The sequence below is a fragment of the Maribacter litoralis genome, assembly GCF_902506355.1.
In the GTDB taxonomy this organism is placed as follows: domain Bacteria; phylum Bacteroidota; class Bacteroidia; order Flavobacteriales; family Flavobacteriaceae; genus Maribacter; species Maribacter litoralis.
Genome location: NZ_LR733271.1, coordinates 4,270,899 through 4,294,515, shown reverse-complemented (window position 1 = coordinate 4,294,515; position 23,617 = coordinate 4,270,899). Strand labels below are relative to the sequence as shown.

Genomic DNA, 23,617 nt, shown 5'->3' with positions numbered 1-23,617 from the left:
GACTGCCACTAATTATAAGCTTATGGCATATAGCTGAGTAAATTAATTACGTAACGGTTTTCCAGTTTTCAACATATGCTGAATTCTTTCTAAAGTTTTTCTTTCTGTACAAAGTGAAAGGAAAGCTTCTCTTTCTAGGTCTAACAAGTATTGCTCGTTTACCAAGGTCGGCTCGGATAAATCGCCCCCGGCCATTACATAGGCCAGTTTATTTGCAATTTTCTTGTCATGCTCACTAATGTAGTGGCTGGCCTCCATAGAATCTGTTCCTACTAAGAACATACCCAATGCCTGTTTTCCTAAAACTTTAATATCTGAACGTTTCGGTTGTTGCGTATAACCTTGTTCGGCCATCAATTTCGCATAGGCTTTGGCCGTTGCAATTTGTCTGTCTTTATTAACTACAACAATATCTTTACCATGTTGCAATATGCCTAAATCATAAGCTTCATAGGCAGAAGTGGAAACCTTGGCCATACCTATGGTCAAGAAATACTCTTGAAGAACATTCAGCTCAACATCGTTCTTTTTGAAGGTATCTTGTGCGCGAACGGCAAATTCTTTAGATCCGCCACCGCCAGGAATTACCCCAACACCAAATTCTACAAGTCCGATATATGTTTCAGCGGCTGCAACTACCATATCTGCATGTAAAGAAAGCTCGCAACCACCACCCAATGTCATGCCATGAGGGGCAGAAATTGTTGGTATCGCAGAGTAGCGCATACGCATCATAGTATCTTGAAACATTTTAATGGCCATATTAAGCTCATCATATTCCTGCTCAACGGCCATCATGAAAATCATACCAATGTTTGCTCCTACAGAGAAGTTCGCAGCTTGGTTACCCACAACCAATCCTTGGAAATCTTTCTCTGCCATATCAATTGCTTTGTTCAAGCCAGATAAAACATCGCCACCAATGGTATTCATTTTAGACTGGAACTCAACATTTAATATTCCGTCACCTAAATCTTCAACAACAACACCGCTGTTTTTAAATACCTCTTTAGATTTTCTGATATTGTCAAGTATGATAAAAGAATCTTGACCAGGTATTTTTTCTACTGATTTTTTAGGGATATCATAATAATAGGTAGCCCCTTCTTTAACTGCGTAGAAAGAATTTATACCAGCGGCTTTCATATCATGAACCCAAGCAGCAGCTTCAAGACCTTCTGCTTTAATAAACTCCAATCCTTTATCAATGCCTACGGCATCCCAAATTTGAAATGGTCCATGTTCCCAACCAAAACCGGCTTTCATAGCATCATCAATTTTATAAAGCTCATCGGTAATTTCAGGGATTCTGTGAGATACATAGGCAAATAACTGTCCGAAACTTTTTCTGTAAAATTCTCCAGCTTTATCCTTTCCGCCAACAAGTACGGCAAAGCGATCAACTACTTTATCTATTGTCTTGGTCAATTCTAAAGTTGCAAATTTTGCACTCTTTTTAGAACGATAATCCATCGTATCCAAATCAAGGGTCAAAATTTCGGTTTTACCTTTATCATCTTTAGATTTTTTATAAAAACCTTGTCCCGTTTTGCTTCCTAACCATTTATTGTCCATCATTGTACTGATGAATTCAGGCAGTTTAAACAGTTCATGGCGCTCATCATCGGCACAATTATCATAAATACCGTTAGCAACATGTACAAGAGTATCTAAACCTACAACATCAACAGTTCTAAAAGTGGCCGACTTTGGTCTACCTATTACTGGACCTGTTAATTTATCTACTTCCTCCACGGTCATACCCATTTCCTTTACCATATGGAAAAGACTCTGAATACTGAATATGCCAATTCTATTTCCTATAAATGCAGGGGTGTCTTTAGCAACAACAGATGTTTTGCCCAAGAATTTTTCACCATACCCATTTAAGAAATCCAATACTTCAGGCGAAGTTTTAGGACCAGGAATAATTTCAAAAAGTTTTAAATAACGTGCAGGGTTGAAAAAGTGGGTACCACAAAAGTGCTTTTGAAAGTCGTCACTTCTACCTTCTGACATAAATTTAATAGGAATACCGGAAGTGTTCGAGGTAATTAAAGTACCTGGAGTACGGTATTTCTCTAAATTTTCAAAGACCTGTTTTTTTATGTCCAATCGCTCAACAACTACTTCGATAATCCAATCTACCTTGGATACTTTAGCGATATCGTCTTCTAAATTTCCAGTCGATATGCGACTAGCAAATTTTTGATGGTAAATAGGAGATGGTTTTGATTTTAGCGCTGCCGCTAATGAATCGTTCACCATTCTATTACGTACTACTTTGTCTTCTAATGTTAAGCCTTTCGCCTTTTCTTTATCATTTAGTTCACGAGGAACAATATCTAGCAATAAAACCTCTACGCCAATATTTGCAAAATGGCAGGCAATACCGCTACCCATTATTCCTGAGCCAATTACTGCTACTTTTTTAATGTGCTTGTTCATGTACTTTATGCTGTATTAATTGATAAGTTGAATTAAAATAATTTTTTGTCTGCAATAAGCTTGTTAATGGCTTCGGTAACTTCAAAAAAATTAGCAAGCTTTTCATCTGTCACTTCACTTTTAACCACTTCATTGAACCTAAGAACCGTGTTTTTAGAATCGTTTCTTTTTTCCAACCCAAATTCAGTCAAATAAATAAGAACGCCTCTACCATCGTTAGGGTTCGGCTTTCGTAAAATGAGACCTTTTTGCTCCATACTTTTTAAAATTCTGGAGAGGCTCGTCGCTTCCATTCCCATCTTCGGACCTAGAGATGTAGAAGGTGTACCTGTTTTTGGGTCTATGCTCAATAAAGTAAAGCCAACTGCCATAGTAGAATCAAACTTCTTTGCTTCTTCATTATACATTCTTGCTACCGCTTGCCAAGTAGCTCTCAACGCATAATCTATCGTTGCTTCTTTCATACTCATTTAGTTGGTTCCCAAATATAATAAAATTTATTATGCATGCATAATAAATTTTATTATATTTTATTTAAATGAATCTTACTAAAGTAATTTAAGCCAGCATCCTTTATATGTTGCTGTTGAGTTGGTTATAGCTTAAACCGCTGCTCAATTATTTGTACTGTTAAATGGTGAAAAGCAAAACACCCAACTAAAATATTATCATTATTTAGTTGGGTGTCATAGTTATAAGTTGAACTGTTATCTTAATTTATTATCGCTCGTATATATCATTGTAAAGGGAAATATATTTTTCCTTGATAACTTTTCTTTTCAGTTTCATGGTTGGGGTCAAATGACCACCATCAATACTCCAAACATCTGGGGTAAGTCTAAACTGTTTTACTTTTTCCCATTTAGCAAATTTCTCATTGGCTTCATCAATTTCTTGCTGATAACGAGCCAATACTTTTTCGTTTTTTATGATATCGGAATTTACGGGTATTTCAATTTTATGTATCGCCGCCCATTCCTGTAAAAATTCAAAATCTGGTTGTATAAGGGCAGCAGGCATTTTTTCACCTTCACCAACTACCATTATCTGCTCTATAAATCTAGATTGTTTAAAACGATTCTCTAACAATTGAGGAGCTACATACTTACCACCCGAAGTTTTGAACATTTCTTTTTTACGATCAGTAATTTTAAGGAAGCCTTCACTATCAAGTTCGCCAATATCTCCTGTTAAAAAATAACCGTCAACAATTACTTCTTTGGTTTTTTCCTCATCTTTATAATAGCCCAGCATTACTTGTGGACCTTTAATACAGATTTCTCCGTCTTGCGCAATCTTAACCTCGGTACGGTCAATGGGTTTACCGACTGTGCCAATTTTAAATCCGCCATCTCGCATATCATTTACCGAAACTACAGGTGATGTTTCAGATAAACCGTAACCTTCCATTAAGCCAAATTCCGCCGCATTGAAAATTCTTGATAATCTGGGTTGTAAAGCGGCACTACCTGAAGCTATTAAACTAAGGTTGCCACCTAAGCCTTCTTTCCATTTACTAAAAATAAGTTTTCGGGCTATGGAAAGTTGAGTTTCATACCACCAACCATTTTTACCGTACGGTTCATATTTTAAACCAAGTTCCACTGCCCAGAAAAATAATTTCTTTTTTAAACCGGTTAGCTCTGTTCCTTTGGCATAAATTTTATCGTAAACTTTTTCTAAAAGTCTTGGTACCGCTGTCATCACATGCGGACTCGTTTCTTTTAAGTTGTCGCTAATTTTATCCAGTGATTCTGCATAGTATATGGTAACACCTCTAAATTGATATAGGTAAATTAGCATTCGCTCATATACATGGCAAAGAGGTAAAAAGCTTAACGCCTTGGTTTCACCGTCAACTATTGGAAAACGCTTAGAGCTTTCAATGGCATTACTAACCAGGTTGTTGTGAGATAACATAACACCTTTAGGTCTTCCGGTAGTACCAGAAGTATAGATTAGTGTCGCCAAATCGTCTGGAGTAACTTTATTCTTTAATTTTTCAACCTCTTCTTGGTTAGCGGTATCTGCACCTAGCTCCAATACTTTTTCCCAATTGTCGCAATTAGAAAGATCGTCAAAAGAAAAAATGTTCTTTAGGCTCGGCACCTGGTCCTTTATTGAAACTACTTTATCATGTACTTCGCCACAAGAGACAAAACAGTATTTAGCTTCGGAGTGATTTAAAACATAGGCATAATCCTCTTCCGATATGGTAGGGTAAACCGGTACATTCTGGGCACCTAATTGTAATATACCGATATCCATGATATTCCACTCAGTTCTGTTCGTGAGAGAAATAACCGCAATTTTATCATTGGGCTGCACGCCTAGTCGTAATAAGCCACGGCTAATAGCATTTGCTTTGTTGATATATTCTTGTGTAGATGTACTAATCCACGTTCCATTTTTTTTTGACACCAAAGCCTTTTTCAAGGCATGCTTTTCTAGCTGATAATATGGAAAGTCAAAAAGACGGGTAACTTTTTGCATACTTAATTTATAATAAGAATTGCAAAATAGTGAAAGAACTCGATATTTTAAAATTGTATTATTAAATAAATCAGCTTCTTATTACAATATTCTTAATTCGAGTAGTTTAGGTGGTATTGTATCGATTTTTGCCATTCGACCACAATAAATTGTTATTGAGCGTGTTATGTATACATCTCAACCTTTTGTAGGAATTTTCCTTATTAAATAAGGTTAGGTTTGTATGGAAGATTATTATCCCAAATCGTAGAAAACATGAAAAATAACTACTTAACGAAAACATTTTTTAAGTCTATTGCAATATTTCTCGTCTCTTTTTCAGGATTGACGTTGATGGCGCAATCAGAACCTTTTAATTGCGATTACAACGCATATTTATTTCAGTATAATGATATCTATGCCTTAGACCTTGCCTCGGGCAGTTCTTATTTGGTAGCTGAAAATATAACATCGGGTAATGTAAACGGTGTGGGCTATAATCCAACAGACGGTTATTTGTGGGGTTATCTTTCTACACCATCTAGTACCATAGTAAGAATAGGTAAGGATTATTCAGTTGATCAATATACAATACCAGAATTGCCAACGGGTAATAAATATGTTGGCGATATATCTCCAGATGGAATTTATTATTTTAAAGCTGGCGGCTCATCATATTATAAGGTAGACATTAACCCTGAATCGGATACGTATTTAGAATACTTGGGTCAATTTCAATTAAGTCAGAGTATGGGAATAGCCGACTGGGCTTTTAATGCAGCCGATGGTATGCTATATACAGTAGAGGGTAGTACTAGATTATTATATAAAATAGACCCAGAAACGGGTACGGTTTATAATTTGGGTGCTGTTCCTATTCTTGATGGTTTAAAATATACGTTTGGTGCCGTTTACTTTGATGTTGATGGTAACTTTTATATTTCTGCCAACCAAACTGGTTCTGTTTATAAAATTGATAATGTTCAAGACATCACCTTAGGTGTCATACAATCTAACATATTTGCATTTGGTCCAGCAGCATCTAGTAATGATGGTGCGCGTTGCCCTACGGCACCTGTACCTCAAGAAGACTGTTTAAATGGAATAGATGATGATGGTGATGGGCTTGTGGATTGTGATGATCCTTCATGTTCTGGTGTAGCTGCTTGCCCCGTAATAGTTACCACCTCTAGTGCCAATAAGGGAGGACTGGAAAGTAACGACAGACTGGCGAATTTGATAAGCAAAAGAAATTTTAACCGTGCCAAGACCAACTATGTATTCGATAAAACAAAGGCTAAAAAGCTTGTTAAAAATGCATTTTACGGTCTAAGTTCAAAGAATGATGTAAATAATATTCCATTGAACTCTTTGGTACCATTAGGGGTAGTAGGTGAGACCAGTACTATTGAATCTTCACCTAGCGACCTGTTGGACTTGACCAATGCTTCAGATATTTACTCGGTTGATTATTTAAATGGCACTGAAAATCTGGGGTCGCTTATGGTCATCAAAACCGATAATAAGGTTTATGAACACAGTAAATTTATTTGTGACCGTTTTTTAGGCGCTCAATTGTTATCTGTAAGTAATATTCAATTAAGGGAAAAGGACTTTATTAAATCTATCATCAAGCAACCAGATGGTAGTCTGGAATTTGCCTTAACTTTTTCGGCTAGGGTAAATACAGCAGGGAACTTTACTGTAGAATCTCACTGGAATATTGATGCCTACACAAATGATACCTCATTTTACAATTTTCAAATTTGGTCAAATTCAGTAGATGACTTATTATTATTGGCTGATGAAATACTAGATCTTTTAGAAGCCAATTCAGAAATATCTGAATACACGGGATCTACACCGCCACCTGTTTTTGTAAAATCTGCTAGTTATAAAAACGGCGAGGTTTTATTAAATATCGTGAACAACAATAACTCAGAAAGTATCAACTTGGAGGGAGGGCTAAAGCTTACCGAAACAAGTGATACCGAAGTATTAGGAGTTTCTGCTGATATAGATGGATATTTAGATTCTGTAGCGTTGAAAACAGGTACACTGTTTGATCTTGGCTTTAGAATTAGCACTGGGGCAGGTGCTACGCCAGATGATTTATTTGTTGCCGATGCTCCATGGGGCTTAGATGATTCTGCCGATGGAACTACGGTATCCACTTACGAAGTTTTACCTGCTGAAGGACCTTACGTAGGCGATGGTTATCCTATAGAAAGAAATATTAAACTTGGTGGTACAACCAGTAATTATTTAGGTGTGTACAGAGCTTTAAATCCTAGGTTTACTGCAGTTGATTTAAGTGATTATTCTAAGATTAGTTTTGAGGCAAAAGGTACATCGAACTTAGATGTGCAGCTGATCAAAGGTAATGGTTCAATTTATAAGACTACTATTACATTAGATAGTGAACTTAAAGTATACACGCTTTCTAAAGATGATTTTACAAATGAATCTGGTGAAGCAACCGATTTTTCTGATATTAAAGTATTGTCTTTCAATTTGATTGCAGAGAATGGTTATGCTGAAGAAAAATCTATGGAGCTGCAAAATGTTGATTTTCATAACAGAGAGCCAGGTCAGGAATTTGTAGATACAGATTTAAACAAATCTGTTGTATATCCTAATCCTATGGTAGAAAGTACAAGCCTATACTTTTATGAGGAAGATGCAGATACTTATGAGTTGGATCTATATTCTCTTAGTGGAAGGCTGATCGGTAGTCACCATATGGAAGGAGAAAGTATTGCCGGGCAAAATGAGATAATTGTTCAAAGAAAAGATTTGGCCCCAGGGCTGTACCTCTATAAACTTCAAAACTCCAAAGAAAAAACATGGAGTGGAAGGTTATTGGTGCGATAATATGTTTTGGTTGAAGTAAAAAGCTGTGTATCCAATTTATTGGAAGTACACAGCTTTTGTGGTTATAATAGGTTGTAATTATTTCTGATTAAGTAACCATTCTTTGGCATTAATAAAAGCAGTGATCCATGGTGAAACTTCATCATTTTTATCTGCTGGATAATGCGCCCAGTTCCACGGAAAAATAGAACGCTCTATATGTGGCATGGTTACAAGATGACGCCCTGTTTTGTCACAAAGCATAGCGGTGTTAAAGTCACTGCCATTAGGGTTTGCCGGATAGCCTTCGTAACCATATTTAGCAACAATATCATAGTTCTCCTCAGATTGTGGTAAAGAGAATTTGCCTTCCCCGTGAGAGATCCAAACGCCCAGTTTGCTTCCTTCTAATGAGGATAGCATAACCGAGTTGTTCTTTTGTATTTCCACCGAAGTAAAGTTGCTCTCATGTTTATGAGAATCGTTGTACGTCATTTTACCGTGCGTTTCATGCTCTGGATTAATTAAATCCAATTCCATGAACAATTGGCATCCGTTGCAAATGCCAACCGATAATGTATCTGGTCTAGCAAAGAAGTTTTTAATAACCGTATTTGCCTTATCGTTGTACTTAATGGCTCCTGCCCATCCTTTTGCACTACCTAGCACATCGGAATTGGAGAAACCACCAACTGCACCTAGAAACTGAATATCCTCTAAATTTTCACGACCCGAGATAAGGTCCGTCATGTGAACATCCTTAACATCAAATCCTGCCAAGTACATCGCATTTGCCATTTCGCGCTCAGAGTTACTCCCTTTCTCACGAAGAATAGCAGCTTTAGGTCTAGTTGTTGATTCATTATGAGCTCTGCTTGGTAGCTTCAATGTAGTGGCAGTTGGAAAATTATAAACTAATGGTTGAACTTTATAATTGTCAAATCTATCTTTTGCCAAACCATTTGCGGTTTGTTGATTATCTAATAGGTAAGATGTCTTAAACCAAGTATCACGAAGGGTCTCAATATTCAAGCCCATTTCCATACCATTATTTTTTATGGTTAGAACAGCTTCGTTTGTAGTGGTTCCTAATTTAATGGCATCTATCTTATTCGATTCAAAAACAGTTTCAATGCTATCATCTTTTGCCTGTAAAACAATACCTGCGTTTTCAGAGAACAATACTTTAATGGTGTCAGATTCACCTAGCGCTGTAAGATCAAGATTTGCACCTAAATCTATATCGGCAAAACAAAGCTCAAGTAATGTAGTGATCAGTCCGCCAGACGCAACATCATGCCCTGCAACAATTTTATCATCTTTAATTAAAGATTGAACTGTATTAAAAACAGTTTTAAAGTAAGCGGAATCGGTAATCGTTGGTGTTTCGCTACCAATGCTGTTTCTGGTTTGTGAGAACGAAGAACCACCTAATTTAAAAACATCTTTAGAAAGGTTGATGTAGTAAATAGATCCGGCATCTTTTTGTAATACCGGTTCAATTACCTTATTGATATCGCTACAATTTCCGGCAGCGGAAATGACCACCGTACCTGGAGAGATAACATCGCCATCCTTATATTTTTGTTTCATGGAAAGTGAGTCTTTTCCTGTAGGTACATTGATACCTAATTCAATGGCAAAGTCAGAAACCGCTTGAACCGCTTTGTATAAACGGGCATCTTCACCTTCATTTTTACAAGGCCACATCCAGTTTGCAGATAATGAAACAGAAGCCAATCCGTCTTTTAACGGTGCCCAAATAAGATTGGTCAAAGATTCTGCAATACTATTTTTACTTCCGGCAGATGGGTCTATAAGGGCAGAAATAGGGGAGTGCCCAATACTTGTGGCAATACCTTCCTTACCTTTAAAATCCAACGCCATTACACCACAATTGTTAAGTGGTAATTGTAATGGGCCAGCACATTGTTGTTTAGCAACGCGACCACCAACACAACGGTCGACCTTGTTCGTTAACCAGTCTTTACTAGCGACAGCTTCAAGCTGGAGTACGGCGTCTAAATAATCATGAAAAAATTCAAGCGAATAGTTAGCGTTTGCATAGTTTCTTTCGACCGTGTTATCTGTCAATATGGTCTTGGGCGAGCTACCGAACATGTCCGATAATTCCAGATCCATAGGTTTTGCACCATTAGTCTTTGATTCGAAAGTAAAACGGTCATCACCGGTGACATCACCAACTTCGTACATTGGCGATCGCTCTCTATCTGCAATACGTTGAAGTAAATCAATATCCTTTTTTCCAATAACCAGTCCCATTCGTTCTTGAGACTCATTACCTATAATTTCTTTGGCGGATAAGGTAGGGTCACCCACAGGTAACTTATCCAAATCTATATTACCACCAGTTTCCTCAACAAGTTCTGACAAGCAATTGAGGTGTCCGCCAGCTCCGTGGTCATGAATGGAGACAATGTTGTTTTCCTCACTTTCTACCATACCGCGAATAGCGTTGGCAGCTCTTTTTTGCATTTCTGGATTTGAACGTTGTACTGCGTTCAATTCTATAGCAGAACTGAATTCTCCGGTATCGGCACTAGAAACCGCTGCACCACCCATACCAATTCTATAATTATCACCACCTAGAATTACAATTTTGTTACCCGTTTCTGGTTCAGCCTTAATGGCTTGTTCTATTTTGCCGTAACCTATACCGCCCGCTTGCATAATAACTTTATCATAGCCTAGCTTACGGTGATTTGAGGTAGTAGTATTTTTGTTTTCTTCGGATGAATCAAATGGAGATGAATTTTCATCGTACTCGAAAGTCAATACAGATCCAGAAATTAATGGCTGACCAAATTTATTTCCAAATTCGGAAGCGCCATTAGAAGCTTTTATAAGAATATCCATAGGTGTTTGGTACAACCAATCTCTTTCGGTCATTCCTTTCTCCCAAGGTCTATCTTTTTCTAATCGGCTATATGCTGTCATATAAACCGCTGTACCTGCTAATGGTAAAGAACCTTTACCACCAGCCAATCTATCTCTGATTTCTCCACCAGCACCCGTTGCCGCACCATTAAAAGGCTCTACGGTAGTAGGGAAATTGTGGGTTTCCGCTTTTAACGAGATAACGGAATCAAATTCTTTTTCTTGATAGAAATCTGGCTTATCAGCACTTTTAGGGGCAAACTGTACAACTTTTGGTCCTTTAACAAAAGCTACATTGTCCTTATAGGCAGATACAATATCATTTGGGAATTCTTGTGATGTCTTTTTAATTAGCTTGAAAAGGGAAGTGGGCATCTCTTTGCCGTCAATAACAAAAGTACCATTGAATATTTTGTGTCTACAATGCTCTGAGTTTACTTGGCTAAAACCAAAAACTTCAGAATCGGTTAACTTTCTACTCAGTTTTTTACTAAGGTTTTCTAGATATTCTACCTCTTCATCGTTAAGCGCTAAACCTTCTTGTTTGTTGAAAGCGCTAATGTCCTCAATATTCAGAATGGGTTTTGGCTCTACGTGAATAGTAAAGATATCTTGATCTAGGGCTTTATATTTTTGGGAAATCATTGGGTCAAAGCCCATGAAATTCTCTTCCACTGTATTGAATTCCTCAATACGAATGATACCGGCAATACCCATGTTTTGAGTAATTTCGGTAGCGTTGGTACTCCAAGGAGTAATCATTGCAGCCCTTGGACCAACAAAAAAGGCGTCAAGAGACGCCGCATTTATTTTTGGTTGGTTGCCAAACAACCATATCAATTTATTTGTATCTTCAGATGAAAGCTCCTTAGCGGTCTGTACCGCAAAAACCTTAATTGTAGGTTCCCCAAAAAAGTGAATCATTTTCGTGTGTCTGGTATTGATTTTTAAAGTACAAAATTAAGGTTTTACAAGCTAAGATTTACGGGAATTTAAAACACTTTTAAACACTGATTGTTAATGAAATTAATGAGATATTGTTTTATCTTTATCCATCAAAATCTAAAATCCTACTCAAGTTTTACTTTATAGGTCTAAAATGTAGACAATTACATTTAAATTTGTTTAAGTCTGAATTTTAGAGTTCATTGAATTTATAGTGAGTTAGCTACAATTGTAAGTGGAAAATATAAAAAATAAAATGACAAAAGAAAATTTAGAACCCAAGGCTCTCGAATATTGTATGGAAATGATAGGTGGTAAATGGAAACCTGTTATTCTATATCATGTTGTTAAAGGAACCAACCGTTTTAATAAACTTTTCAATGAGATTGAGGGTATTAATAGGCAAATGCTAAGCAAGCAATTAAAGTCGTTGGAAAAGACCGGTATTCTTGATCGTACCCTTTATGGGGAAATGCCACCTCGTGTAGAATATACGTTAACGCCTTTGGGGAAATCTCTTTTGCCAGTTGTACAGGCAATGACCAAGTGGGGGCAAAAACAAACCAAAGAGAAAGTTGAGGTAGTTGACCTACCACAAAATCAGCAATTACCTCTTTTTTAAAATTGTTCTGATGCGCTTTCTTAAAACGGCATTTCAATAGCGCTAAAATTTCTATAATTACAAAAATAGCTTAGTAAGTTTTGAATTAGATAAAAATTCAGGGGTACCGCTCATGTACCAATGAATTTATGTACCTTTTAGTAACTAATTCAAACTAAAATGAAACAAAAAACTACCTTATTTACAGTGGTGTGTTGTATGTTGACCCTATTAGGTACATATGCACAAAAGAAACGATCAAATAAACAGATCGAAAAATTAAAATCTGAAGTCTCGGTCCTTGTTGAAGAGAATAAAAAATTATCGCAAGTTATGGTCGATAAGATATTCAGCTTTTCTGAACTTGGATTTCAGGAAATTGAATCCTCTAAATATTTAACGGGTATTCTTTCTGAGAACGGGTTTGAAATAGAACATTCTATTTCAGGAATACCAACGGCATGGTTCGCTACTTGGAGTAATGGTGACGGACCAATAATTGCTTTAGGTAGTGATGTTGATTGTATACCAAAGGCATCCCAATATCCAGGTGTAGCATATCATAAACCTATAGTGGAAGGCGCTCCCGGTCATGGAGAGGGTCATAATTCGGGTATTCCGATGAATATTTCATCTGCCTTGGCGGTCAAGAAAATTATGGAGCGTGAAAATATTGGCGGTACACTATTAGTGTGGCCGGGTATAGCTGAAGAATTGGTGGCAGCAAAAGCTTGGTATGTTAGAGATGGACTTTTTGATGATATTGACATGTGTATTTTTACTCATGTGGGTAATAACCTAGGGGTGTCTTACGGTCCAACAAGAGGTACGGGTCTCATATCGGTAGAATATAGTTTTGATGGCGAAGCTGCTCATTCTGCAGGCTCACCTTGGAGAGGAAAAAGTGCTTTGGATGCAGCGGAACTTATGAATGTTGCATGGAATTATAAGAGAGAGCATTTACATCCCTTAAAACGGTCTCATTCCATATTCACCGATTCAGGTGATCAACCTAACGTGGTACCTTCAAAAGCTTCCATTTGGTTTTATTTTAGAGATATCAAATATGAGGGAATTATGGAAATGTATGCAATGGCCAACGATATGGCCAAAGGAGCTGCTCTAATGACTGGGACAACCATGACTTCAAAGGTTTTGGGAACGGCATGGCCTAGACATTATAATAAGGTTATAGCGGAAACCATGTACGAAAATATTAAAGAAGTTGGTTTGCCAGAGTGGTCTGATGCGGACCAAAAACTGGCAAAAGCGGTACAGACTGAAGTCAATTCGGAAAAAATAGAAGGTTTGCCAACTAAGTTGTCCGATTTGGGACTACCTGTATTGGAGCCCATAAGTGGTGGTTCTGATGATATTGGAGATATATCATGGAAAGTACCAACGGTTACCTTGAGGTTTCCGTCAAATATACCAGGATTACAAGGTCATCATTGGAGTAATGCTATTGCTATGGCTACACCTATAGCGCATAAAGGTGTGGTGGCAGGAGCTAAGGTAGAGGCTATGACCATTATCGACTTTTTATTAAAGCCAGATTTGTTGGAAGGGGCTTGGGATTATTTCAATAACGAGCAGCAGAAAGAAACGAAATACCAACCTATGATATCGGAAAGTGATATGCCACCTATCTACTTAAATAAAGACAAGCAAGACCAATTTAGACCGGACTTGGAAAAATACTATTATGATGAAACTAAATATGATACATATTTAGAGCAATTAGGAGTAGAATATCCAACGCTAAAGAAATAGGTGAGTAGATACTATCCATTAAAAAAGCCTTTCCGTTTTAAGTAACGGAAAGGCTTTTTTCATTGTCACTCTGACGATTAAATACTTTTTTCCAACAATGCCATGTAAAAGCCATCATATCCGCTTTTAGAAGCATATATTTTTTTGTCCTTTACCAAACTAAAATCCTTTCCTTCCTCTGATTTTAAGAACGACTGTACTTGATGACTGTTCTCTTGTGGTAAAATAGAACAGGTAGCGTATACCATTTTGCCGCCTGGTTTTACAATTTTACTGTAATTTCTAATGATTTCGTGCTGTGTCTTTACAATTTTGTCTAGAAACTCCGGTTGCATTTTCCATTTAGAATCTGGGTTTCTTCTTAGCACGCCTAATCCTGTACAAGGGGCATCAATAAGAACTCTATCTGCACTACCGTAAAGTTTCTTATACACTTTTGTAGAATCTATTTCGCGAACTTCAATGTTATGGGCGCCATTACGTCTAGCCCTTCTTTTAAGTTCTTTCAATTTACTTCCATAGATATCCATAGAAATTAATTGTCCCTTGTTTTCCATTAAGGCCGCTAAATGCAAAGATTTTCCACCGGCACCGGCACATGTGTCTACAACGCGTTGCCCTGGTTCAATATCCAAAAAGTCTGACACCAACTGTGAAGAGGCATCTTGAACTTCAAACATACCGTCCTTAAAAGCTTGGGTTACAAAAACATTGGCTCTTTCAACAAGCTTTAAAGCAGAAGGATAGCCTTTAATGGGCTCGGCAACTATATTTTCGTCCAACAGTGCTTTGCGTAAGGTTTCTTTGTTTGTTTTTAAGGTATTGGTACGTAAAATTACTTCTGCTGGCTCATTTAATTTGGCAAGCTCCTCCGTCCATAATTTATCTCCTAAAGCTTTTTCCCCAAGCTCGTCTATCCAATCCGGAACCGCTTCCCTAAATTTTCTAGTTTGCGAAAGTTCGTCGAATTTTCCTTTAATCCTTCTTTCGGGTGTTGGTTCTATTTGTTTCCAATTAGGTAGTTTAATTCCTTTTAAAACAGCCCAAACCGCCCACATGCGAAATAGATCCGGTCTGCTAAAGGGGGCTTTAACTTCTGCTATCTCAGCATAAAGGCGTTTATAGCGCACCATTTCATACGTAGTTTCCGCAATAAAACCACGATCTCGCGAACCCCAGCGTTTATCGAATTTTAATACTTTTTGAACTACCTTGTCGGCATACTGGTTTTCGTTAAATATAAGGTTAAGCGCATCTATTACGGCAAACACCAAATTTCTGTGTAATTTCATTAGAAGTGTTATTGTTACAATGTCAGAAGATTTGAAGCCGTTATTAATTTCAATTTAATTGATATAGGCTTTTATCCTCCAAAAAATTATGGCTGCAAAGGTATTGTTTTAGAAGCGATTCCATTTATTTTTGATAAACTTTATACCTTATTTACATGCGTTACATCATTCTTCTGGTAATTTTAATGGTCTCTTGTTCAGAAAATGTACAACGCGTGCCCTTTAGTTCGGTCAATATAGAGACGGTTTATTCAGATTCTATAAGTATTAGGGCCATTGAAATAATGGGGAACAGTTTGGCATTTGCAGCTAACAAGGGTGCGTTTGGTACTGTTGATTTCTCAACGGGTAAAATAAGAACGAACATTCAAAAATATCATACCGGTATTCCCGCTTTTAGGGCAATAGCCCATACTTCATCAGATTTTTTCATGCTGTCGATAGAATCGCCTGCATTGTTGTATAAAACGGGAGATAACGGACAAATGGAATTGGTATACAAAGAGGAGGGAGAGGGCGTTTTTTATGATTCCATGACTTTTTTGAACGATATGGATGGAATTGCCATGGGCCATACGGTTGATGGATGTTTGAGTGTTATTATAACTTCGGATGGCGGAAAATCATGGTCAAAATTACCTTGTTCGCAATTACCGGAAGGTATTGAGGGCGAAGGAGCTTTTGCAGCAAGCAATACCAATATTAAGACTATTGGCAACAACATTTGGATGGCAACCACGGCTGGGCGAATTTTATTTTCTTCGGATAAAGGAAAGACATGGAAAACTTACCGGACGCCCATTATAAATAATGAACCGACCGAAGGAATCTATTCAATTGATTTTTACGATGAAAATTTAGGGGTTGCTTTTGGTGGTGACTATACGAAACCAGAAAATGCAATGGCAAATAAGGCAATAACAACCGATGGAGGAAAAACCTGGAAATTATTGGCAAATGGTAAGCAGCCAGGGTATAAAAGTTGTGTGCAATTTGTACCAAATTCAAATGGTAAAGAATTGATTGCAGTAGGGTTTACTGGTATATCATATTCCTATGATATGGGTGAAAGTTGGAAAGAACTATCTGACGAATCTTTTTATACGATTCGGTTTCAAAACGATTCCGTTGCATATGCGGCAGGAAAGAACCGAATTGCTAAACTCGTGTTCAAATAGTTATCTACCGCCTTTGTTTTGACGATATTGCTTCATTAATTGACGCTTAAACTCTTCTTCAGATCGCAGTAATAACAACGTCTTTTTTGCGGTTATAACCTTGCTTACGTCTTTTAGGAATTTAGTGTCCAGTGCTTCCTCTTCTTCTTCAATTTTAATATGCAAGGCTAAGAGGTTTTCTGCCTCTTTTTCGGTAAGACCATCGGCATCTTTTATTTTACCTCTAATTTGGTCGTGATTCTTTTTTCGTAATTTATTTCTATCCTCTTGATATTTGTTGTAAACAGGCCAAAAATCTTGTGCTTCTTTACTGCTTAAAGAGAGTTTTTCGGTTATAAAAGCTACTTTAAGGGTATTTATCTTTTCCCAATCTTGATTTCTTTGTGCAAAAGAAATAGAGGAGACAAACAGAAATATAATAAGTACAAGTCTATTCATTATCGTAAAAATTTAATTCGTCAAAATCACTTACATTTTCATTTAAGTAATCGAGAAGGTTATCGCTCTCAATAGGAGCGTTTAAAAAATCTGAAAACTCGGTATTCGTTACCGGTAGAACTTCGGCTATCTCGTAAGGAGATAATTCAAAATCGTTATTTTCAAAATAGGCTTCAATATCGGTATTCGCCAAGTCGCTAAAACTTAGTTCTTGTTCACTGTTCCAATCGTACCCTAAGGCAATTAGGGCAATTGCAGCAATCGATGCGGCTACAGCAATAATTTTCTTAATTGGAAAAAGCGGAATTACTTTTGATTCATTCTCAAGCTTCTTGTTTAACCTTTCGTTGAACGACTCAAAATAATTGTCAGGAACCTTAAACGCACTTTCTTCTGGAAAAGAACTTTCAGGTTGAGACAATTTATCCATCAACCTTTCCTCGAAGCTATTGAAATAGCCTTCTGGAGTTTTAAACGGAATGTTATTTTTTTTGTTCATGATACAAGTTTGACACTCAATTATATAAAAGGTTTAATCTTCTTTTAAATACTGTTCAAGTTTTTTCACCGCTAGGTGGTAAGATGCTTTTAAGCCGCCAACAGAAGTGTTCAATATTTCAGAAATTTCTTCATACTTAAGCTCCTGAAAATACTTCATGTTAAAAACCAATTTTTGCTTTTCAGGTAACGTAGCAATTGCCTTTTGAAGTTGAAGTTGAATTTCGTCTCCTTCAAAATAAACGTCTGCTTCTAAATTTTCAACTAATCTATCTTGGTAGTCCGTATCAGATACGCCTTGTATTTTTGCTCTTTGCTTTATAAAATTTAAAGCCTCGTTGGTGGCAATACGGTACATCCAAGAAAATAATTTACTATCACCTTTAAATCCGTCAATATTTTTATAAACTTTTATAAAGGTATTTTGTAGTACATCATCGGCATCATCATGGTTTAAAACAATACTACGTATTTGCCAATACAGACGCTCTTTATAGGTATTTACCAATACCTCAAAAGCTTGCGCTTGCTTGCTTTTAATTTTTAAATCCAATACTAATGTTTCCTCTTCGATCACTTAGAAATGAGGTTTGTTTATCTTTAGACCATGAAGTTGGCTAAAGGTTTAATCTTGTGGAAATTTAATCTAATTTTAATCGTTGTTATCTGCTATTTAAGCCAAAGATTGCATTTGCACCAGCTTATGATATGTACCGTTAAGCTCTAAAAGTTCATTGTGTGTGCCTTGCTCTACAATTTCTCCTTTTTGGAGCACTACAATAGTATCTGCGTTTTGAATAGTAGAAAGCCTATGTGCAATAACGATGGAAGTTCTATTCATCATCATCTTTTCTAGGGCATCTTGTACCAATCGTTCACTCTCGGTATCTAAAGCGGATGTAGCTTCGTCTAAAATCATTATTGGCGGATTCTTTAGAACAGCCCTCGAAATGGATAGACGCTGTTTTTGACCACCACTTAATTTATTTCCGCTATCACCAATGTTGGTATCGTACCCATTTGGTAATTCCATGATGAAATCATGTGCATTGGCAATTTTTGCGGCCGCTATTATTTCTTCATCCGTAGCATTTTCTTTACCTAACCCTATATTATTTTTAACCGTATCATTGAAGAGTATTGAATCTTGAGTAACCAACCCTAACAAACCACGAAGCGATTTTTTACTTAGATTTTTGATGTTATTTCCATCAATGCTAATATCTCCTTCGTTAACATCGTAAAAACGCGTTACAAGATTGGCAATGGTGCTTTTTCCACTACCAGATTGCCCTACGAGTGCTACCGTCTTACCTTTTTCAACCCTTAGGTTAAAGTTTTTTAAGACGTAATCATCTTCATACTTAAATGAAATATTATTGATGCTTACAGCCGTATCAAATGTATTTTGTTGAATGGGATTCTCAATCTCGGAAATAGGATTTCCGGTTTCTAAAATTTCTAAAACACGTTCTGCAGCTGCATTTCCTTTTTTAACTCCGTAAGATGCTTTACTAATTGCCTTTGCCGGAGTCAGTATTTGGTATGACAATGCCATGTAAGTAATGAATAGTTCCGCTTCAAGCGTTTTTTCTACAAGTACCATTTGTCCGCCATACCAAAGGATTACACCTATAGCGGCAATACCGAAAAATTCACTTGTTGGTGACGCTAAATTTTGTCTGTTCAACAAGCTATTTGAAAAATTAAAAAATCGTTTAGTGGAAGCTTGAAATTTCTTCGCAAATACAGATTCTGAATTAAAAGCTTTTATAACCCGTAAGCCACCTAATGTTTCCTCTAAAATAGATAAGAAATAACCTTGTTCATTTTGAACCTTGTCCGATTTTTGCTTTAATGATTTTCCGATTAGTGAAATTAAAAAGCCGGAGAGGGGAAGAAATAGAAAAACAAACAATGTCAATTTCGGACTTATTGCGAGCATGGCTATAATGGTGAAAATTATGGTAAGCGGCTCTCTAACAATTAATTCCAATATAGATAAGAAAGAATGTTGAATTTCTAAAACATCTGAAGTAATACGGGCAATAGTGTCACCTTTCCTTTTTTCCGAATAATAGGAGATGGGCAATTCTACTGTTTTATCATAAAGCTCGTTACGTAAGTCCTTAAGTACACCATTACGTAAAAAAGTAATGAAATACATAGCTAGGTAATTGAAAAGATTTTTTAGCAAGAACATGGTAATGATCAACCCCACCATAAGCATAAGAACTTCACCAGGGTCACTATGCTGGCTTTGTTCCGTTATATAAAAATTTAGCGAATCTGTTACATAATCTTTTAATCCGGTAATACCATCCCACTGTGGTTTGGTATATATTTTTTCCGTTTGTTTAAAAAGCACGTTCAACATTGGAAATAATGATATCATTGCCAATGTTGAAAATAGTGCATAAAAGATGTTAGATATAATGTTTAGAAAAGCATATACCTTGTAAGGCTTCGCAAAGCGAAGAATCTTTTTGAAATAGTTCATTAAGCTAAATTAAGCTCAGCAAGTATGTTCTTGATCTTTTGATCAAGTTCTGCTGCTACTTTTTTATAATCTTCAGTTTTTTGCAATTTCGTATTGGTGCTGATGTAGAATTTAACCTTAGGTTCTGTGCCGCTAGGTCTTGCTGCTATTCTAGTACCATCTTCCGTCTCGTATATTAATACGTTAGATTTCGGAATATCAATAGCTTTTTCTTCACCAGTTAATACATTTTTAGCAATTGAAGTGTTATAATCTTCAATCCACTTTACTTTAGAACCAGCTACCGATTCTACCGGGTTTTCTTTAAAGTCCTTCAACATCTGCTTAATTTCTTCGGCACCACTAATACCTTTTTTAGTGATGGAAACTAAATGCTCTTTATAAAAGCCATAGTCAACATAACATTGAATTAAGTCTTTGTAAAAAGAACTGCCATTGGCTTTCGCTTGGCTAGCAATTTCGCAAGCCAATAGGGTAGAGGTAACCGCATCTTTATCGCGAACAAAATCACCTACCATATAACCAAAACTCTCTTCGCCACCACCGATAAAATCGGACTCGGGGAAATCTTTGATCATTTTACCGATCCATTTAAATCCGGTCAAAGAAGTTTTAAATTCTACTCCGTATGCTTTCGCCATGGCTTCCATCATAGGGGTGGATACAATAGTTGTAGCAATAAACTCATTGCCTTTGAAGCCTTTTTCTTTTCTCTTTTCTAGAAGAAACTTTGTCATTAGTACCATTGCCTGGTTTCCGTTGACAATTTCCATTTCGCCGTCAAGGTTTCGTACGGCAATGCCTAAACGGTCACTATCGGGATCTGTACCTACAACCATGTCTGCACCAATTTCTTCAGCCTTTTTTACAGCCATTGAAAGTGCTTCTGATTCTTCTGGATTAGGAGATTTAACCGTTGGAAAGTTTCCGTCTGGTTTGGCTTGTTCTTCAATTATAGTTACGTTTTCATACCCGCCAAGTTTTAATACCTCTGGTATAGCAGTAATTGATGTGCCGTGTAGCGATGTGAAAACTATTTTAAAATCATCTTTTCCTGCAGCATTAAAATTACCGGCAGCAACTGATTGTGAAATAAAAGCTTCATCAACTTCCTTATCGATTACTTGAATTAAACTATCATTGGCAGTGAATTTGATATCTTCAAAACCAAGGGCGTTAATTTCGGCAATAATCTCTCCATCCTGTGGAGGTACTATTTGTCCGCCATCTGTCCAATATACCTTATAACCATTATATTCTGGTGGATTGTGAGATGCGGTCAAAACAATACCTGCATGGCAGTTTAAATGTCTTACGGCAAATGAAAGTTCTGGTGTGGTACGTAATTCTGAGAAAAGAAATACTTTGATTCCATTTGCAGAAAATACTTCGGCAACCGTTCTAGCCAGGGTGTCACTATTATTACGACAATCGAATGCGATGACTACTTTAATATCTTCGCCTTGGTATACTTTATTTAAATAGTTGCTAAGACCTTGTGTGCTCTTACCAAGCGTGTATTTGTTGATACGGTTGGTGCCTACACCCATAACGCCTCTCATTCCGCCGGTTCCGAATTCCATATTTTTATAAAAACGGTCGCTCAGTTCTTCTTTATCGTTAGCGATAAGGTGTTCAATTTCTTTTTTTACGGCTGGATCAAAAAAATCGGTTAGCCAGGTTTTTGCGGTATCTAGGATGTTATCCATAGGTTTATAGTTTTATGTGCATTTAAGTTAATGAGAATTTTATTATTCTAAAAGAGTCGTGTTCAATTCTTTAGATATTATATATCTCTTTTCTTCTTTCTTTGAACGTATTAGTATTTCACCAATAAAACCGGCTAAGAACAATTGAGTTCCTATAACCATGGCAACCAGTGAAATATAGAACTGTGGTCGGTCTGTGAGTAATCTTCCAAATTTATTTATGAATAGTTTGTCTATCCCTAAATATAAAGCAAATCCGAATCCGATTAAAAACATTAAAACGCCCAATGCACCGAATAAGTGCATAGGTCGTTTACCGAATCTAGAAACGAACCAAATGGTCAATAAATCTAGAAAACCATTTATGAAACGTTCCATTCCAAATTTTGTTTTACCATATTTACGCGCTTGGTGTTGAACGACCTTTTCCCCAATTTTGGAAAAGCCCGCATTTTTTGCCAATACCGGAATATACCTGTGCATTTCGCCAGAAACTTCAATATTCTTGACCACATTTTTTGCATAGGCTTTTAGACCACAATTAAAATCATGTAAGCGAACACCGGAAGTTCTTCTAGCGGCCCAGTTGAACAGTTTAGAAGGTGTATTTTTAAATATTACTGAATCGTAGCGTTTCTTTTTCCATCCAGAAACCAATTCATAACCTTCATTGGTTATCATGTTATATAACTCGGGGATTTCTTCTGGATTATCCTGTAAATCGGCATCCATGGTGATGATAACATCTCCTTCAACAGCTTTAAAACCGGCATGCAATGCTTGCGATTTGCCAAAGTTTCGTAAAAAATGGATTCCCTTGACCGAGGGATTTTGGTTGGATAATTCTGTAATTATGTTCCAAGAATTATCTGTACTGCCGTCATCGACAAAAAGTATTTCATAAGAAAAATGATTGGATTGCATTACAGATACAATCCAATCATGAAGTTCTTTAAGTGATTCTTCTTCGTTAAGTAAAGGAATTACTATTGATAATTGCATGCGCGACTTCTGGTATTATCTCCAAAAATACTACAATTACTTAGTATTAATAAGCTGCTTCTTCTTTTTTCAAGATTAATCCGGTGATTAGCCCCACTATAGTCGCAAAAATTGCGGAAATAAGCATAAAAACACACATTATAACCCAAAAGAAATCCTGTTGTACTTTCATTCCTTGATCAAATTGTTCAGGAGTCATTTTAGGATTTTCGGCTAATGTTTTAATTTTTGCCATTTCGGCGCTTTTAGCCATAAAGTCCGGTTCTATAACATTTGAAAATAGAAGGAACCAAATAATTCCTATTATAAAGCTTATAACAGCTACTCCAGGAGCAATTTTTACTGCTTCTATAACTTTAAGTAATCCGGAATTAGATTTTTTAAATTGGATTATAGCAAGAACAACAAATGTGGCTAGAATAAGAAATTGAATTACTTGAATTGCAAATCCTTGTTCGTACTGCATATCCATTATATAAAGCAATACCGAAAAGACTACTCCGGTAATTCCTGACAGCCCTCCAAAAATAAGTGCAAATTTTCCTGTTTTAGGTTGATTTTCTTCCATTTGATATTGTGATTATAGGTTGATTTATTTATTAGTATCGTATTGGTTTATTTTGTTACAAATGTGATGAAATATTATTTTTGTTTTTTTTACGATTTGTAATTGTTCATTTATAGAATTTCACTATTTTTGCAGCCTTAAAATGAGTGCCCGTCGGAATGGGTGCGTTAAAGTTTTTAAAATGAAAAAAGATATACACCCAGAAAATTATAGAATCGTGGCCTTTAAGGACATGTCTAACGAAGAGGTATTTTTAACAAAATCTACAGCGGATACAAAGGAAACTTTAGAGGTTGATGGTGTTGAGTATCCATTGGTAAAATTGGAAATCTCAAGAACTTCTCACCCTTTTTACACTGGTAAAGCCAAATTATTGGATACAGCCGGTCGTATCGATAAGTTCAAGAACAAGTACAAGAAATTCTCGAAAGAAGAGAAATAA

The 23,617-nt window shown here is 36.6% G+C and carries 17 protein-coding genes; 5 read left to right on the top strand and 12 right to left on the bottom strand.

Features of this window, described 5'->3' with window-relative positions:
- Positions 1–42: 42 nt before the first annotated feature.
- From EXIGUO8A_RS18425 to EXIGUO8A_RS18415, 3 genes are all read right to left on the bottom strand, one after another.
- Positions 43–2,448 (bottom strand): 3-hydroxyacyl-CoA dehydrogenase/enoyl-CoA hydratase family protein, encoded by a 2,406-nt coding sequence (locus EXIGUO8A_RS18425; RefSeq protein WP_159304301.1) that lies wholly within the window; start codon positions 2,446–2,448, stop codon positions 43–45.
- Between the two features lie 32 nt (positions 2,449–2,480).
- Positions 2,481–2,912 carry a MarR family winged helix-turn-helix transcriptional regulator gene (locus tag EXIGUO8A_RS18420; RefSeq protein WP_116769359.1) on the bottom strand — a complete coding sequence of 144 codons (432 nt, stop codon included), beginning with the start codon at positions 2,910–2,912 and terminating at the stop codon, positions 2,481–2,483.
- Between the two features lie 256 nt (positions 2,913–3,168).
- Positions 3,169–4,941 (bottom strand): AMP-dependent synthetase/ligase, encoded by a 1,773-nt coding sequence (locus tag EXIGUO8A_RS18415; protein WP_159304300.1) that lies wholly within the window; start codon positions 4,939–4,941, stop codon positions 3,169–3,171.
- A gap of 255 nt (positions 4,942–5,196) precedes the next feature.
- On the opposite strand from EXIGUO8A_RS18415, the gene EXIGUO8A_RS18410 reads away from it, so the two are divergent.
- Positions 5,197–7,794 (top strand): DUF6923 family protein, encoded by a 2,598-nt coding sequence (locus tag EXIGUO8A_RS18410; protein WP_159304299.1) that lies wholly within the window; start codon positions 5,197–5,199, stop codon positions 7,792–7,794.
- Between the two features lie 78 nt (positions 7,795–7,872).
- Here EXIGUO8A_RS18410 and purL read toward each other — a convergent pair whose 3' ends face one another.
- Positions 7,873–11,595: a phosphoribosylformylglycinamidine synthase gene (purL, locus tag EXIGUO8A_RS18405; protein ID WP_159304298.1), complete on the bottom strand. Its 3,723-nt coding sequence runs from the start codon at positions 11,593–11,595 to the stop codon at positions 7,873–7,875.
- A 277-nt stretch (positions 11,596–11,872) separates the two neighbouring features.
- Here purL and EXIGUO8A_RS18400 point away from each other — a divergent pair, with 277 nt between their 5' ends.
- A complete protein-coding gene (locus tag EXIGUO8A_RS18400) occupies positions 11,873–12,238 on the top strand; it encodes a winged helix-turn-helix transcriptional regulator (protein ID WP_159304297.1) in 366 nt (121 codons plus the stop codon).
- A 159-nt stretch (positions 12,239–12,397) separates the two neighbouring features.
- On the top strand, positions 12,398–13,990 hold the full coding sequence (locus tag EXIGUO8A_RS18395; protein WP_159304296.1) for a zinc-binding metallopeptidase family protein: 1,593 nt from the start codon (positions 12,398–12,400) through the stop codon (positions 13,988–13,990).
- A gap of 77 nt (positions 13,991–14,067) precedes the next feature.
- On the opposite strand, the gene EXIGUO8A_RS18390 is transcribed toward EXIGUO8A_RS18395, so the two are convergent.
- Positions 14,068–15,282: an RsmB/NOP family class I SAM-dependent RNA methyltransferase gene (locus EXIGUO8A_RS18390; protein WP_159304295.1), complete on the bottom strand. Its 1,215-nt coding sequence runs from the start codon at positions 15,280–15,282 to the stop codon at positions 14,068–14,070.
- A gap of 155 nt (positions 15,283–15,437) precedes the next feature.
- On the opposite strand from EXIGUO8A_RS18390, the gene EXIGUO8A_RS18385 reads away from it, so the two are divergent.
- Complete coding sequence (locus EXIGUO8A_RS18385) at positions 15,438–16,460, top strand: WD40/YVTN/BNR-like repeat-containing protein (RefSeq protein WP_159304294.1); 1,023 nt, start codon at positions 15,438–15,440, stop codon at positions 16,458–16,460.
- Here the strand turns inward: EXIGUO8A_RS18385 and EXIGUO8A_RS18380 are convergent, their stop codons facing one another.
- From EXIGUO8A_RS18380 to EXIGUO8A_RS18350, 7 genes are all read right to left on the bottom strand, one after another.
- Positions 16,461–16,898, bottom strand: a complete 438-nt coding sequence (locus tag EXIGUO8A_RS18380; protein WP_159304293.1) for a hypothetical protein — start codon at positions 16,896–16,898, stop codon at positions 16,461–16,463.
- Entirely contained in the window at positions 16,891–17,397 is a 507-nt protein-coding gene (locus EXIGUO8A_RS18375) for a hypothetical protein (protein WP_159304292.1), read from the bottom strand. Before EXIGUO8A_RS18375 ends, EXIGUO8A_RS18380 begins: the two co-directional genes overlap by 8 nt.
- Positions 17,398–17,430: 33 nt before the next feature.
- Positions 17,431–17,973, bottom strand: a complete 543-nt coding sequence (locus EXIGUO8A_RS18370; RefSeq protein WP_159304291.1) for an RNA polymerase sigma factor — start codon at positions 17,971–17,973, stop codon at positions 17,431–17,433.
- A gap of 96 nt (positions 17,974–18,069) precedes the next feature.
- Positions 18,070–19,896, bottom strand: coding sequence for an ABC transporter ATP-binding protein (locus tag EXIGUO8A_RS18365; RefSeq protein ID WP_159304290.1), 1,827 nt, complete (start codon positions 19,894–19,896; stop codon positions 18,070–18,072).
- Positions 19,896–21,605: a phospho-sugar mutase gene (locus EXIGUO8A_RS18360; RefSeq protein WP_159304289.1), complete on the bottom strand. Its 1,710-nt coding sequence runs from the start codon at positions 21,603–21,605 to the stop codon at positions 19,896–19,898. The genes EXIGUO8A_RS18365 and EXIGUO8A_RS18360 overlap by 1 nt, the downstream gene beginning before the upstream one ends.
- 42 nt (positions 21,606–21,647) lie before the next feature.
- Positions 21,648–22,607 (bottom strand): glycosyltransferase family 2 protein, encoded by a 960-nt coding sequence (locus EXIGUO8A_RS18355; protein ID WP_159304288.1) that lies wholly within the window; start codon positions 22,605–22,607, stop codon positions 21,648–21,650.
- Between the two features lie 46 nt (positions 22,608–22,653).
- On the bottom strand, positions 22,654–23,175 hold the full coding sequence (locus EXIGUO8A_RS18350; protein WP_159304287.1) for a DUF4199 domain-containing protein: 522 nt from the start codon (positions 23,173–23,175) through the stop codon (positions 22,654–22,656).
- Between the two features lie 181 nt (positions 23,176–23,356).
- On the opposite strand from EXIGUO8A_RS18350, the gene EXIGUO8A_RS18345 reads away from it, so the two are divergent.
- The gene (locus EXIGUO8A_RS18345; RefSeq protein ID WP_058103056.1) at positions 23,357–23,617 is read left to right on the top strand and encodes a type B 50S ribosomal protein L31; all 261 of its coding nucleotides are present in this window, start codon (positions 23,357–23,359) and stop codon (positions 23,615–23,617) included.

What these genes read in the sequence shown, in the direction of transcription:
- EXIGUO8A_RS18395 (WP_159304296.1), top strand. Translation starts at nt 12,398, where the DNA reads ATGAAACAAAAAACTACCTTATTTACAGTGGTGTGTTGTATGTTGACC.
- EXIGUO8A_RS18380 (WP_159304293.1), bottom strand. Translation starts at nt 16,898, where the DNA reads ATGAATAGACTTGTACTTATTATATTTCTGTTTGTCTCCTCTATTTCT.
- EXIGUO8A_RS18425 (WP_159304301.1), bottom strand. Translation starts at nt 2,448, where the DNA reads ATGAACAAGCACATTAAAAAAGTAGCAGTAATTGGCTCAGGAATAATG.
- EXIGUO8A_RS18365 (WP_159304290.1), bottom strand. Translation starts at nt 19,896, where the DNA reads ATGAACTATTTCAAAAAGATTCTTCGCTTTGCGAAGCCTTACAAGGTA.
- EXIGUO8A_RS18385 (WP_159304294.1), top strand. Translation starts at nt 15,438, where the DNA reads ATGCGTTACATCATTCTTCTGGTAATTTTAATGGTCTCTTGTTCAGAA.
- EXIGUO8A_RS18360 (WP_159304289.1), bottom strand. Translation starts at nt 21,605, where the DNA reads ATGGATAACATCCTAGATACCGCAAAAACCTGGCTAACCGATTTTTTT.
- EXIGUO8A_RS18410 (WP_159304299.1), top strand. Translation starts at nt 5,197, where the DNA reads ATGAAAAATAACTACTTAACGAAAACATTTTTTAAGTCTATTGCAATA.
- EXIGUO8A_RS18400 (WP_159304297.1), top strand. Translation starts at nt 11,873, where the DNA reads ATGACAAAAGAAAATTTAGAACCCAAGGCTCTCGAATATTGTATGGAA.
- EXIGUO8A_RS18355 (WP_159304288.1), bottom strand. Translation starts at nt 22,607, where the DNA reads ATGCAATTATCAATAGTAATTCCTTTACTTAACGAAGAAGAATCACTT.
- EXIGUO8A_RS18350 (WP_159304287.1), bottom strand. Translation starts at nt 23,175, where the DNA reads ATGGAAGAAAATCAACCTAAAACAGGAAAATTTGCACTTATTTTTGGA.
- purL (WP_159304298.1), bottom strand. Translation starts at nt 11,595, where the DNA reads ATGATTCACTTTTTTGGGGAACCTACAATTAAGGTTTTTGCGGTACAG.
- EXIGUO8A_RS18375 (WP_159304292.1), bottom strand. Translation starts at nt 17,397, where the DNA reads ATGAACAAAAAAAATAACATTCCGTTTAAAACTCCAGAAGGCTATTTC.
- EXIGUO8A_RS18420 (WP_116769359.1), bottom strand. Translation starts at nt 2,912, where the DNA reads ATGAAAGAAGCAACGATAGATTATGCGTTGAGAGCTACTTGGCAAGCG.
- EXIGUO8A_RS18390 (WP_159304295.1), bottom strand. Translation starts at nt 15,282, where the DNA reads ATGAAATTACACAGAAATTTGGTGTTTGCCGTAATAGATGCGCTTAAC.
- EXIGUO8A_RS18345 (WP_058103056.1), top strand. Translation starts at nt 23,357, where the DNA reads ATGAAAAAAGATATACACCCAGAAAATTATAGAATCGTGGCCTTTAAG.
- EXIGUO8A_RS18415 (WP_159304300.1), bottom strand. Translation starts at nt 4,941, where the DNA reads ATGCAAAAAGTTACCCGTCTTTTTGACTTTCCATATTATCAGCTAGAA.